The organism is Azospirillum sp. UENF 111221 (genome assembly GCF_058780625.1).
Map to the genome: position 1 here is coordinate 175,069 of NZ_JBSNCH010000004.1, position 12,436 is coordinate 187,504.

General features: G+C 69.0%; 11 protein-coding genes. 8 read left to right on the forward strand and 3 right to left on the reverse strand.

The window, feature by feature from the left end; translation table 11 throughout:
* Position 1: 1 nt before the first annotated feature.
* Together ACWPN3_RS12885 and ACWPN3_RS12890 are read right to left on the reverse strand one after the other, a co-directional pair.
* Complete coding sequence (locus tag ACWPN3_RS12885) at positions 2-1,042, reverse strand: 4-(cytidine 5'-diphospho)-2-C-methyl-D-erythritol kinase (protein ID WP_492239648.1); 1,041 nt, start codon at positions 1,040-1,042, stop codon at positions 2-4.
* 74 nt (positions 1,043-1,116) lie between these two features.
* Positions 1,117-1,665, reverse strand: coding sequence for an RBBP9/YdeN family alpha/beta hydrolase (locus tag ACWPN3_RS12890; protein WP_492239647.1), 549 nt, complete (start codon positions 1,663-1,665; stop codon positions 1,117-1,119).
* 168 nt (positions 1,666-1,833) lie between these two features.
* Here ACWPN3_RS12890 and ACWPN3_RS12895 point away from each other — a divergent pair, with 168 nt between their 5' ends.
* On the forward strand, positions 1,834-3,060 hold the full coding sequence (locus ACWPN3_RS12895; protein WP_492239646.1) for a methyl-accepting chemotaxis protein: 1,227 nt from the start codon (positions 1,834-1,836) through the stop codon (positions 3,058-3,060).
* Here the strand turns inward: ACWPN3_RS12895 and ACWPN3_RS12900 are convergent.
* Positions 3,045-3,854: a methyltransferase domain-containing protein gene (locus ACWPN3_RS12900; protein WP_109096212.1), complete on the reverse strand. Its 810-nt coding sequence runs from the start codon at positions 3,852-3,854 to the stop codon at positions 3,045-3,047. The genes ACWPN3_RS12895 and ACWPN3_RS12900 overlap by 16 nt on opposite strands.
* A 54-nt stretch (positions 3,855-3,908) precedes the next feature.
* On the opposite strand from ACWPN3_RS12900, the gene gloB reads away from it, so the two are divergent.
* The 7 genes from gloB (at position 3,909) to pstB (ending at position 12,326) form a co-directional block, all read left to right on the forward strand.
* Positions 3,909-4,676: a hydroxyacylglutathione hydrolase gene (gene gloB, locus ACWPN3_RS12905; RefSeq protein ID WP_492239645.1), complete on the forward strand. Its 768-nt coding sequence runs from the start codon at positions 3,909-3,911 to the stop codon at positions 4,674-4,676.
* Between the two features lie 38 nt (positions 4,677-4,714).
* Positions 4,715-5,320 (forward strand): glutathione S-transferase N-terminal domain-containing protein, encoded by a 606-nt coding sequence (locus ACWPN3_RS12910; RefSeq protein ID WP_199237504.1) that lies wholly within the window; start codon positions 4,715-4,717, stop codon positions 5,318-5,320.
* Positions 5,321-5,603: 283 nt separating this feature from the next.
* Positions 5,604-8,213 carry a methyl-accepting chemotaxis protein gene (locus ACWPN3_RS12915; protein WP_492239644.1) on the forward strand — a complete coding sequence of 870 codons (2,610 nt, stop codon included), beginning with the start codon at positions 5,604-5,606 and terminating at the stop codon, positions 8,211-8,213.
* A gap of 200 nt (positions 8,214-8,413) precedes the next feature.
* Positions 8,414-9,481, forward strand: a complete 1,068-nt coding sequence (gene pstS, locus ACWPN3_RS12920; protein WP_109096215.1) for a phosphate ABC transporter substrate-binding protein PstS — start codon at positions 8,414-8,416, stop codon at positions 9,479-9,481.
* Positions 9,482-9,589: 108 nt separating this feature from the next.
* Positions 9,590-10,573, forward strand: a complete 984-nt coding sequence (pstC, locus tag ACWPN3_RS12925; RefSeq protein ID WP_109096216.1) for a phosphate ABC transporter permease subunit PstC — start codon at positions 9,590-9,592, stop codon at positions 10,571-10,573.
* A 5-nt stretch (positions 10,574-10,578) separates the two neighbouring features.
* Positions 10,579-11,460, forward strand: coding sequence for a phosphate ABC transporter permease PstA (gene pstA / locus ACWPN3_RS12930; protein ID WP_109096217.1), 882 nt, complete (start codon positions 10,579-10,581; stop codon positions 11,458-11,460).
* Positions 11,461-11,462: 2 nt separating this feature from the next.
* Positions 11,463-12,326, forward strand: coding sequence for a phosphate ABC transporter ATP-binding protein PstB (gene pstB / locus ACWPN3_RS12935; RefSeq protein ID WP_282188099.1), 864 nt, complete (start codon positions 11,463-11,465; stop codon positions 12,324-12,326).
* Positions 12,327-12,436: the final 110 nt, after the last annotated feature.

Genomic DNA, 12,436 nt, shown 5'->3' on the forward strand with positions numbered 1-12,436 from the left:
GTCAGCCCACGCCCCAGCCGCCGGTGTCGGGGAAGGGGACCGGAGGCGGTGGGACGGCCGCCGCCGGATCGGCGACGATCCCGCGCGGCAGGGCGGGGGCGCCGGCTGGGGTTGGGAGCAGCCGGGTCGGCCTGACCCACCAGCCAGGCGATGCAGCGGCGATGGATTTGGCCGCGGAGTCGGCCGCCGCCGCCGTGGCGTAGAGACCGAAGCAGGTGGCGCCGCTGCCGGACAGGCGGGGCAGCAGGCAGCCGGCGCTGCGCTCCAGCGCCGCCAGCACCTCGGCGATCACCGGTGCCACCGTCAGGGCCGGGGCGGTCAGGTCGTTGTTCCGCTCCAGCAATAGGGCCGCGAGGTCGGCCGCGTCGGCCGGTTTGCGGGTGAAGCGGGCAGGGGTGGAGAAACCGGCGCCGCTTTTGGCGCGGGCGGCGGCCATCGCCTTGAACACCGCCGGGGTCGGCACCGGGACATTCGGGTTGACCAGGACCACATGGGTTTCCGGCAGGTCCGGCGCCTCGTCCAACTCATCGCCGATGCCGCCGAAATAGCAGCTTCGCCCAGCGACGCAGACCGGCACGTCGGCGCCCAGCCCGGCGGCCACCGCAAACAGCGCCGCGTCGTCCGGCGCCACTCCCCAGAGCCGGGCGAGCGCCCGCAGGCAGGCGGCGGCGTCCGCCGATCCGCTGCCGATCCCCGATGCGACCGGCAGCGCCTTGGTCAGGGCGATCATCACGTCGGCCTCGCGCCCCAGCCGGACGGCCAGGGCATGGGCGGCGCGCATCACCAGATTGCTGGCGGGGGACTCGCCCATCAGGGCCGGGCCGAAAGGACCGGCGATGGCCAGGCGCGGGCCGGCCGGCGGCAGGTCGGCACCGCGCAGGGCCACCCGTGCCGCACCCGGCGTCAGGGCGATGCTGTCGCCGAACTCGGCGAAGGCGACGAGGCTGTCAAGCTCGTGATAGCCGTCGGCGCGCCGGCCGGTGACATGCAGGTAGAGGTTCAGCTTGGCCGGGGCGGCCTCGACGATGGGAAGACCGGTCATAAGCTCCAATCCGCTGGCGGGCGCGCGACGACGCTCCTGTGTCGCACCCTTTCGCCCGCAGCGGCAAGGGGAGGTTAGATCTGGGCCAGCATGTCCTTCAGCAGCGTCTCACCCATCGGCCAGGGACCATGGCCGCTGGCGCCGTTGATGTGGCCGACCTCGCCCGCGTCGATGAAGTCGGCGCCCCACAGCGCGGCGAAGCCGCAGGCGCGGGCGGCGGTGCAGTAGGGGTCGCTGCGGCTGCCGACCACCACCGCCGGGAAGGGCAGGGGATCGGTCGGCGCCGGGGCGAAGCGGCAGGCCTCGGCCGGCACCGTCTGGGGTGATTCGACGTCGGGCGGGGCGACCAGCAAAGCGGCGGCGACCGTTTCCGTCCTGTCGCTGGCCGCGGCCCAGCGGGCGACGAGGATGCAGGCAAGGCTGTGCGCGACCAGCACGACCGGACCGGGCGCGGCACGCACCGCCTCGTCGAGCCGCTCCACCCAGCGGTCCGGCTCCGGCGCATCCCAATCGCCCAGATCGACGCGGGTCAGGGCCGGCAGACGGCCTTCCAGCCAGCTCTGCCAATGATCGGTGCCGGAGTTGCCCAAACCGGGAAGCACCAGAACGGTCGGCTGCGTCATTCTTTCAACTCTTCGTTCGTAAATGTTGTGTGTACTGTCTGAACATTGCGTACGGGCGAAAGAGGTGCTCGCAACGCGGTAGTTGGGTGGCCGGCATGCCCCGTCATGGCGGGTGGTGCCGCAGGACTCCAATTGAAAACCATAAACGGGAAGAAGGGGAGAAGCGTCTTGGACATCAGCGCCACCATCGCACAGGATCTTTGCGACTCCATCGGCCGGGAACTGGACTCCGTCGTCTCCATCGCCGGCAGGAGCGGTGCCGTCATCGCCTCAACCGCGCGGGAGCGGATCGGCACCGGCCATCCGGTCGCCGGCGACATCGTGGCCCGCCGGCTGGACGAGCGTGCCGTCACCCGCGATGAGGCGGCCAAGTCGGGCGGCACGATGCGGGAAGGCTATGCCATCGCCATCGAGCTGGACGGGGAACGGGTCGGGGCGCTCGCCATCGCGGCGCCGGCCGATCAGGCCCGCCGCTTCGCCCGCCTCGCGCGCCATTGGGTGCTGGCGACCCTGCGGGCCGAAACGGCGGAAACCCGCCGGGTCGCCCTGATGCGCGAATTGTCGGAACGGGTCGAGCGCGAGGTCGGCGGGTTCGCCACCGAACTGGCCGATGCCGGGCGCAAGCTGGAATCGGCGGTCGCGGCCGTCCGCTCCGCCGGGACGGATGGGTTGCGGCAGGCCGCCGACGCCGCGGGGGCGGCGCGTGCCGTGGATGGCTCGGTCAGCGCCATCGCCGGCATGCTCGACCGGCTGGCCTCGACCTCCGACCAGATTTCCGGGGACACCAGCAAGGCGCGCGAGATCAGCCTTGCCGCGGCGTCGGACAGCGACCGCGCCACCACAGTGATGAACTCGCTGCGCTCCGCCGCGGAACAGATCGCCAGCGTGGTGAAGCTGATCAATGCCATCGCCAGCCAGACCAACCTGCTGGCGTTGAACGCCACCATCGAGGCGGCGCGGGCGGGAGAGGCCGGGCGCGGCTTTGCCGTCGTCGCCAACGAGGTGAAGGCGCTGTCGCGCCAGACCGCCGACGCCACCAAGCAGATCGCCGATCAGGTCGCCAATCTGCAAAAGGAAACCGCCGCGGTGGACGAGGCGCTGGGCCGCATCCATTCCACCATCGGCTCGATCCAGGCGATCAACGGCACCGTCGCCGCCGCCATCGACGAGCAGGCGACCCTGACCTCGGAGGTCGCGCGGTCGCTCGACCGCTCGCGTCAGGACGCCATGGCGGCGGAACAGCGGATCGGCGACGCCGAACAGACGCTGGGGGGCGTGACCCGCAATCTTGAGGAGCTGACCGCGCTGAGCCGCGGCATCGCGGAGCGGGCCGGCAGCCTGGGCAGCGGTCTCGCCGGCCGCGTCACCGACGCGCTGCGTCAGACGCGCGGATAAGGCTGCTGGCAGTCGACGGAGTCGCCGCCGGCGATGGTGGTGCGGGGGGTGCCGCTTCTGGCGGCGGGGGCCGCACCGCCCGGCAGCGGCACGATCAGCCGGCGCTTCACCGGCTGCTGTGCCGCCCGGCGCGACACGCCGGCGAAGATCTGCTTCGACGCCTCGATCATCGTCACCCCGGCGAAGGCCTTGAACCAGCGCCCGCCGACCTCTTCCCAGGCGGGTGCCGTCTTTTGCAGGAAGTGCGAGCGGAGCGGCGGCATGAACAGGGCGTGGCGGGTGCGTTCCGGCACGAACATGGTGTCGCGCAGCACCTGCTTCAGCTGCGAGGCGGAATAGGGAAAGCCGTGGCCGAAGGGCGTCCAGTCGGCGCGCGCCCACAGGCCGCGGCGGTTCGGCACCACCGCCAGCACCCGGCCGCCGCCGGCCAGCACGCGCCAGATCTCGCGCATCATCGGGCGCAGCTGCTCGGTGCCCTCGAGCCCATGGACCAGAAGCACGCGGTCGATGGTGTTGTCGCCGAAGGGCAGGTCGGCCTCGTCGCCCAGCGCCACCATGCCGGGCCCTTCCGCCGGCCAGAAGCTGACTCCCTGGCTGGCCGGCATCACCGCCACCACCCGGTCGGCCTCGCCCATGAAGGGTCGCAGGTAGGGTGTGGTGTAGCCGACGCCGAGAACGATCTGGTCGCGCACGTCCGGCCAGATGGTGCGGATGCGCCGCCGGATCATCCGCTGGGCCGTCTGCCCCAATCCGGACTCGTAGAACTCCCTCAGATCGACGATATCTGTGTACATGGTATCCCAAGCGTAACACGGGTTTCGTATCGCAACAGCAGGGAGTCCGCTGCCGTGGAGGTCATTCTCGTTCCGGCTTTCGCCGACAACTATATCTATGTGCTGCGTGACGCGGCATCCGGCAAGGTCGGTGTGGTCGATCCCGGCGACGCTGCCCCGGTGCAGGCCGAGCTGGATCGGCGCGGTTGGTCCCTGACCCACATCTTCCTGACCCATCATCACGACGACCATATCGGCGGAGCGGCAGCGCTGAAGGAGGGCTATCGCGCCAGCGTGGTCGGCGCCCGTGCCGACGCCCACCGCATCCCCGGCATGGATGTGGCGCTCAGCGACGGCGACCGGACGGTGTTCGGCGAGCAGACCGCCCGCGTCTTCGCCGTGCCCGGCCACACCAGCGGCCACATCGCCTTCTGGTTCGAGGCGGCGGAAACCCTGTTCAGCGGCGACACGCTGTTCTCGCTGGGCTGCGGCCGTCTGTTTGAAGGCACGCCGGCGCAGATGTGGGAGTCGCTGCAAAGCCTGCGGGCGCTGACCGACCGGACCCTGGTCTATTGCGGCCACGAATACACCCAGTCGAATGGCCGCTTCGCCCTGACCGTCGATCCCGCCAACGCCGCCCTGCATCAGCGGATGGAGGAGGTTGCGGAACTGCGCGAGCGGAACCGGCCGACGCTTCCCACCACCATCGGCATGGAACGGCGCACCAACCCCTTCCTGCGCGCCGACGATCCCGGTGTCCAGGCCGCCATCGGCATGACCGGCGCCCCGTCGGTGGAGGTGTTCGCCGAACTGCGCCGGCGCAAGGACCATTTCCGCGGGTGAAGCTTGCCGACAACCAATCGAATGCGGAAGGAGCGTCCATGTTGAAGCTGCGCTGGAGCCCCACCTCGCCCTATGTGCGCAAGGTGATGATGGTCCTGATCGAACGCGGGCTGGAGGACCGGGTGGAGCGGGTGACGACCGATCCCTGGTCGGCCGACACCGATCTGCCGACGGACAACCCGCTGGGCAAGGTCCCCGCCCTGACGCTGGAGGACGGCACCACGCTGTTCGACAGCCCGGTGATCGTCGAGTATCTCGATTCGCTGGGCGACCGGGCGCCGCTGTTCCCGCCGGCCGGCCCGGCCCGTTGGACGGCGCTGCGCCAGCAGGCCGTCGCCGACGGCATCTGTGATGCCGCCATCCTGCGCCGGCTGGAATCCATGCGTCCGGACGGCGAAAAATCGGCCAACTGGATGGAACGCCAGCGTAAGGCGGTGGCCCGTTCGCTCGACCTGCTGGAGGCGGAGGCCGCGTCGCTGGAGGGTGAGGCGACCATCGGCATCCTGTCGGTGCTGGTGGCGCTCGGTTACCTCGATTTCCGGTTCGGGCACGAGGATTGGCGCGTGGGGCGCCCGGCGCTCACCGCCTGGTTCACCAAGGCCTCTGACCGGGACAGCCTGCGTCGGACGGCGCCGCCGGTGTAACGGCGGCATTCCTTCCAGATTCTACGCGGTATGCGTGCAGTAACGCGGCGTCCGGCCCAGTCGGGCGCCGCTGTTCGTTTCACGCGCTGTTTACGTTCGATTCACCATGACCGCCTGCGCGACCGATGATTTCCGGCCTCCGGCAATCTTTCGATTGTGCGTAGCGAAAACTTCATCCAACCGTCACCGATTCATCCAACCAGAAGGGCTACCCATGGCACCGGCCGGCTTGCGGAGAACCGCGGGCGCGGTACGGACAACCTCCAAGCCACGGGTGGCCCATATGGCAAAGCCTATCGACCAGCGCCGGCGGTCCGGCATCAAGTCGAAGATGCTGATCGCCTTCGGAACCGTGGCGGCACTGCCCTGCATCGCGGCGGTGGTCGGCTGGATGTCCTACGGCGCCGTCCGCGGCCATGTCGCCGACATCACCGGCACCCAGGTGCCGGTGCTCAGCGCCGCCCATGGCCTCGCCACCACCACGGCGCGGGTGCTGGCGCTGGGGCCGCTGATCGACGCCGCTTCGTCGGAGGAGGATCTGGTCCGGCTGCGCAATGCGGCGGGCGAGCAGCGCCGGGCGCTGGACGGTCAGCTCGCCCAGCTGGCCGGCGGACAGGGCCATGCTGGTGGCGATGCGGCCCGCGTCGCCGACCTGACCGGAACCGCGCGCTCGCTGCTGGGTACCATCGATGCGCTGGGGACGGCGACCGGACGGCGGCTGACCTTGCAGGAGCAGCGCAGCGGCCGGCTGGCGGAGCTGAGCGATGCCCATGCCCGTCTGCTCGCCGCGCTGAAGCCGGACATGCAGGCCTCGCGCGAACAGCTGGCCCAGGCGATTTCCGCGATGGTGCAGGCGACCTCCGAATCCTCCGCGGTGATCGGCGCCGAACTGGGGCAGACGGTGATCCCGCTGTTCCAGCTGCGCGGTGCCGAAGCGGCCCTGGCAAAATCGCTGCTGATCGGCGCCTTCGAGACCAACCGGTCCAAGGTGATGTCGCTCTCCACCGACTTCGACTCCGCGCTGTCCGACCTGCAGGGCGCACTGCGTCCGCTGGCGAAGAGCGAGGCTGCGGCCCCGGTGGTGGCGACGATCAACGAGCTGGCCGCCTTCGGCGATGGCGATGCCAGCGTCTACACCCGCCGCGTCCGTCAGCTGAGCCCCGGGATTCCGGAGGCGGAAGGGCAAAAGCTGACCGAGTCGCTAAACGCCAGCGTCGACGACATCGTCCGGCTGGACCGCGACGCCAACGCCCGCATGCTGCCGCTGATGCTGAATTCGCGCGGCCGCATCGCCGAGGCCGGCAATGCGATCGCCGAACGGATGCAGGATTTGTCCACCAACACGGTCCCGGCGGCGCAGCAGCGCTACACCGTCCTGAGCGGCCTGATGGCCGACGCCAACCTGCTGGCCGGCAAGCTGGCGGAGGCCGGCAACGCCGAGACGCCGGCCCGTCTGGCTGCCGCCCGCCGCACGCTGGCCCCGCTGGCGGCAACGATCCGCAGCACCCTGGCCGCGTCAGGCGACGATCTGGGGGCGGAGGTCCGCCGGCTGGCGGAGCGGCTGCTGGACCTTGGCTTCGGCAACGACGGCATCCTGGCGCTGCGGGCCGGCGAGCTGGCGGCCTATGCCGAGAATGCCGCGCTGATCGACAGCAATCGCAGCACCGGCGCCACCCTCACCGCCATGGTCGACGGGCTGGTCCAGGCGGCGGAAAAGGCGACCGCCGACGGGGCCGCCGCCGCCCACGAGGCGCTGGAACGCACCAATCAGGTTCAGATCCTGCTGGCGACCGCCGGCGTGCTGCTGGCCGGGCTGATCGTCTCGCTCTATGTCGGCCGCCGCGTCGTCGGCCGGATGGAGGCGCTCGCCGACGCCATGCGCCGGGTCGCCGGCGGCGACCTGACGGTCGAGCAGAAGGCCGACGGCAATGACGAGATCACCGACATGGCCCGCGCGCTGTTCGTCTTCATCGCCAACGCCCGCGCCATGGAAGAGGCGCACGAGAAGGTGGAGATCGAGCGCCGCAACGCCGCGTCGGCCCGCCGCACCAGCATGCTGGAGATCGCCGACCAGTTCGAACGCAACGTGCTGAGCAGCGTCGAAACGCTGGCCGAGGCCGCGCGCCAGATGGCCGCCCGCGCCCGCTCGCTGACCGACATCGCCGCCAACGCCAACGACCGCGCCGAGGCCGCGATGCAGCTGTCCGGCGAGATGGCGGCGGGCATCCAGCAGGTGGCGACCGCCGCTTCGGAAATCTCCCAGTCCATCGCCGAGATCAGCAAGCGCACCGGCGAATCGGCCCGCATCATCGGCGACACCGCCGCCGGAGCGGAGCAGGTGAAGGCCACCGTCGCCGACCTGTCGAGCACGGCGGGAGAAATCGGCACCGTCGTCGGGCTGATCGACGAGATCGCCGGCCAGACCAACCTCTTGGCGCTGAACGCCACCATCGAGGCGGCGAGGGCAGGGGAGATGGGCCGTGGCTTCGCCGTGGTCGCCGGAGAGGTGAAGGCCCTTGCCGGCCAGACCGCCCAGGCCACCGCCGAGATCGCCCGCCAGATCGCCGCGACCCAGGCGGCCAGCCGCGAGACGGCGGAGGTGGTGGCGGCCATGACCGGCAGCGTCCAGCGCATCGAATCCAACGCCTCGGCCATCGCCGCAGCGGTGGAGGAGCAGGCGGTGATCACGTCGAGCATCGTCGACAGCTCGCACCGCGTGGCGGTCGGCACCCAGGCGGCGTCGGACCATGTCGCCGGCCTGTCCGAGGCCGCGGCCAAGGTGCGTACCCAAGCCGGTGACGTGCTGCTGGTGGCGGAAGGCCTGTCGCACGAGGCGACCAACCTCGGCTCCGCCGTGCATCTGTTCCTCCAGGAAATCCGGGCCGCGCGATGAGCCTTGCCAGGACTTCGCGTTCCCAGTCTCGAACGGGTCGGTTTCATAAAACTGACACGTAAACAAAACAAACCCGTCACCGGCGGCGGCTATGGTCACCGCGACGAAGAAGGCGGGTTCCGACATCCGGCCAAGGCCGGGCTTTTCCGAAAAACCCAACCAAACCGTCCAAACCTATCGGGAGTTTAGCCGTGAAAACCATGACCTCGGCGTTCGTTCGCTGCGCTGCCTTCGGTGCCCTGGCCGTCCTGTCCGTGTCGGTCGCCCCGATTTCGGTCGCCTCGGCCGCCGACATCTCCGGCGCCGGCGCCACCTTCCCGTACCCGATCTATGCCAAGTGGGCCGACGCCTACAAGAAGGAGACGGGCACGGGCCTGAACTACCAGTCGATCGGTTCGGGCGGCGGCATCAAGCAGATCAAGGCCAAGACGGTCACCTTCGGCGCGTCGGACATGCCGCTGAAGCCGGAAGAGCTGGAGCAGGCCGGCCTGATCCAGTTCCCGATGATCATGGGCGGCGTGGTTCCGGTCGTGAACCTGAAGGGCATCAAGGCCGGCGAGGTCAAGCTGTCGGGCACCGTTCTCGCCAACATCTACATGGGCGAGATCACCAAGTGGAACGACGCGCAGATCAAGGCGCTGAACCCCAACGTCAACCTGCCGAACACCGCCATCGCCCCGGTCTACCGCTCTGACGGGTCGGGCACCAACTTCCTGTTCACCGACTACCTGTCGAAGACCAGCCCGAAGTTCAAGACCCAGATCGGCGCCAACACCTCCGTCCAGTGGCCGGCCGGCATCGGCGCCAAGGGCAACGAGGGCGTGGCCAACATGGTCAAGCAGACGGACGGCTCGATCGGCTACGTCGAATACGCCTACGCCAAGCAGAACAACATCACCCATCTCGATCTGCAGAACAAGGACGGCAAGACCGTCTCCCCGAAGATCGAGGCCTTCCAGGCTGCCGCCGCCAACGCCGACTGGGCCAATGCCAAGGGCTACTACGTCCTGCTGACCGACGAGCCGGGTGCGGAGAGCTGGCCGATCACCGGCGCCAGCTTCATCCTGATGTACAAGACCCCGCAGGACGTGGCGTCTTCGGCCGAAGCGCTGAAGTTCTTCGACTGGGCCTACAAGAACGGCTCCAAGATGGCGACCGAGCTGGACTATGTCCCGATGCCGGACGCCGTGGTGTCGCTTGTCCAGAAGACCTGGTCGCAGACCATCCAGGCCGACGGCAAGCCGGTCTGGACCGCGTCGGCCAAGTAACGACGGCCAACCGACCCCGGGCGGGCCGCTGGTTGGCGCGCCCGGGGGCATGATCGCCGGAGGGGACGGAAATTGCGCCGTCCCCACCGCACGCCTCACGGAGCGGCCATGACCGAGATCGCGCTGACCTTGACCGACGCACACGCCTCCACCGCCCGACGGGCCCGCCGCCAGCGCCTGCAGGATGCGGCTTTCCGCAACGCCACCCTCGCATTCGCGCTGCTCGTCCTGCTGATTCTGGGCGGCGTCACGGTTTCCCTGATCGACGGCGCGCTGCCGGCACTCCGCGCGTTCGGCTTCGGCTTCGTCGGAACCGAAGTCTGGAACCCGGTGTCGGAGGAATTCGGCGCGCTCGCCCCCATTTACGGCACGCTGGTAACGTCGGTCATCGCCATGGCTGTCGGCATTCCCGTCAGCTTCGGCATCGCCCTGTTCATCACCGAGATGTGCCCCGCCTGGCTGAAGCGCCCGCTCGGCGTCGCCATCGAGCTGCTCGCCGGGATCCCCAGCATCATCTACGGCATCTGGGGCCTGTTCGTCTTTGCCCCCTTCATGCAGTCGACCATCCAGCCCTTCCTGATCAATACGCTGGGCCAGATCCCCGGCATCGGCAACCTGTTCATGGGGCCGCCCTACGGCATCGGCATCCTGACCGCCGGCCTGATCCTGGGCATCATGGTTCTGCCCTTCATCACCTCCATCACCCGCGACGTCTTCGAGACGGTGCCGCCGATGGTGCGTGAATCCGCCTACGGGCTGGGTGCCACCACCTGGGAGGTGGTGTGGAACGTGGTGCTGCCCTACACCCGCACCGGCGTCGTCGGCGGCGTGATGCTGGGGCTGGGCCGCGCGCTGGGCGAGACGATGGCGGTTACCTTCGTCATCGGCAACGCGCACCGCATCAGCTCCTCGATCATGGCGCCGGGCACGACGATCTCGGCCTCCATCGCCAACGAGTTCACCGAGGCGGTTGGCGACGTCTACACCTCCTCGCTGGTGGCGCTCGGCCTGATCCTGTTCCTGATCACCTTCGCCGTCCTGTCGATCGCCAAGCTGATGCTGCTGCGCCTGCAGCGCAAGGCCGGAGTTTGAGGCCCATGACGATGTCCAATTCCGCGACGCTGGCGACCCCCATCGGCGGGCTGTATCACCGCCGGCGCATCGCCAACAAGCTGGCGCTGTCGCTGGCGCTGGGGGCCGCCGGCTTTGGCCTCTTCTGGCTGGTCGCCATCCTGTGGACGCTGCTCTACAACGGGCTGTCGGCCATCAACCTCAGCCTGTTCACCGAGAACACCCCGCCGCCGGGCGGCGAGGGCGGCCTGCTGAACGCCATCTTCGGCAGCGTCGTCATGACCGCGGTCGCCACCGCGGTCGGCACCCCGGTCGGCGTCATGGCCGGAACCTATCTGGCGGAGTTCGGCCGCAACACCAAGCTGGCCGAGGTGGTGCGCTTCATCAACGACGTGCTGCTGAGCGCGCCGTCGATCATGGTCGGCCTGTTCGTCTACGAGGTGCTGGTGATCCGCATGGGCCATTTCTCGGCCTGGGCGGGTGCCATGGCGCTCGCGGTGCTGGTGATCCCGGTCGTCGTCCGCACGACCGAGGACATGCTGAAGCTGGTGCCCAACAGCCTGCGCGAGGCCGCCGCCGCGCTCGGTGCGCCGCAATGGAAGGTGATCACGATGGTCGCCTACCGTGCCGCCCGCAACGGCATGATCACCGGCATGCTGCTGGCCGTCGCCCGCATCAGCGGCGAGACCGCGCCGTTGCTGTTCACCGCCCTGAACAACCAGTTCTGGAGCGCGGACATGAACGCGCCGATGGCCAACCTGCCGGTGGTCATCTTCCAGTACGCGATGTCGCCCTATGAGGACTGGCGCCAGCTGGCCTGGGGCGGCGCGCTCCTGATCACGGTCGCCATCCTGCTCCTCAACATCGGCGCCCGGCTGCTGGCCGGTCTCGGCACGACGAGAAAGTAACCATGACGATGACCCACATGGACGCCAACAGCCAAGCCCACGGCAGCCACCCGATGCCCCCCGGCATGATGGCCGGCGCCGCCGCCGACCGTGCCATCGCCGGTGCCGGCCTGCCCGAGAAGATCACCGTCCGCAACCTGGACTTCTTCTATGACGGCTATCGCGCGCTGAAGAGCATCTCGCTGCCGCTCTACGACCGCCAGGTCACCGCCTTCATCGGCCCGTCGGGCTGCGGCAAGTCGACCCTGCTGCGCATCCTGAACCGGATGTACGACCTCTATCCCAAGCAGGTCGCCACCGGCGAGGTCATGCTGGACGGCGTCAACATCCTGTCGCCCAAGCAGGACCTGAACCTGCTGCGCGCCCGCGTCGGCATGGTGTTCCAGAAGCCGACGCCGTTCCCGATGTCGATCTACGACAACATCGCCTTCGGCGTGAAGCTGTACGAGAAGCTGTCGCGCGCCGACATGGACGAGCGTGTGGAGTTCTCGCTACGCCGCGCCGCCTTGTGGGACGAGGTGAAGGACAAGCTGCGCCAGAACGGCATGAGCCTGTCCGGTGGCCAGCAGCAGCGCCTGTGCATCGCCCGCGCCATCGCGGTGAAGCCGTCGGTCCTGCTGCTGGACGAGCCGACCTCGGCGCTCGATCCGATCTCCACCGCCAAGTGCGAGGAGCTGATCGACGAGCTGCGGTCCGACTACTGCATTGCCATCGTGACCCACAACATGCAGCAGGCGGCCCGCATCTCCAACTTCACCGCCTTCATGTATCTGGGCGAGCTGATCGAGTTCGGGAACACGGAAGAGATCTTCACGAATCCGACCAAGGAAAAGACCTCCGAATACATCACCGGCCGCTTCGGCTGACGCTGGCTGCGCCGTGTTCGGCAAGCGCGAAGCTCCTGTCACCGGATGGTGACAGGAGCTTTTTTGTTTCTCCCTCAATCAGGATTCGGCAGGCTATGAAGCCCTGGAGG

Bases quoted from the DNA above. Each gene is read 5' to 3' on its own strand.
- pstA (WP_109096217.1), top strand. From the start codon at position 10,579: ATGACGATGTCCAATTCCGCGACGCTGGCGACCCCCATCGGCGGGCTG.
- ACWPN3_RS12910 (WP_199237504.1), top strand. From the start codon at position 4,715: ATGTTGAAGCTGCGCTGGAGCCCCACCTCGCCCTATGTGCGCAAGGTG.
- ACWPN3_RS12915 (WP_492239644.1), top strand. From the start codon at position 5,604: ATGGCAAAGCCTATCGACCAGCGCCGGCGGTCCGGCATCAAGTCGAAG.
- ACWPN3_RS12890 (WP_492239647.1), bottom strand. From the start codon at position 1,665: ATGACGCAGCCGACCGTTCTGGTGCTTCCCGGTTTGGGCAACTCCGGC.
- pstB (WP_282188099.1), top strand. From the start codon at position 11,463: ATGACGATGACCCACATGGACGCCAACAGCCAAGCCCACGGCAGCCAC.
- pstC (WP_109096216.1), top strand. From the start codon at position 9,590: ATGACCGAGATCGCGCTGACCTTGACCGACGCACACGCCTCCACCGCC.
- ACWPN3_RS12900 (WP_109096212.1), bottom strand. From the start codon at position 3,854: ATGTACACAGATATCGTCGATCTGAGGGAGTTCTACGAGTCCGGATTG.
- ACWPN3_RS12885 (WP_492239648.1), bottom strand. From the start codon at position 1,042: ATGACCGGTCTTCCCATCGTCGAGGCCGCCCCGGCCAAGCTGAACCTC.
- pstS (WP_109096215.1), top strand. From the start codon at position 8,414: ATGACCTCGGCGTTCGTTCGCTGCGCTGCCTTCGGTGCCCTGGCCGTC.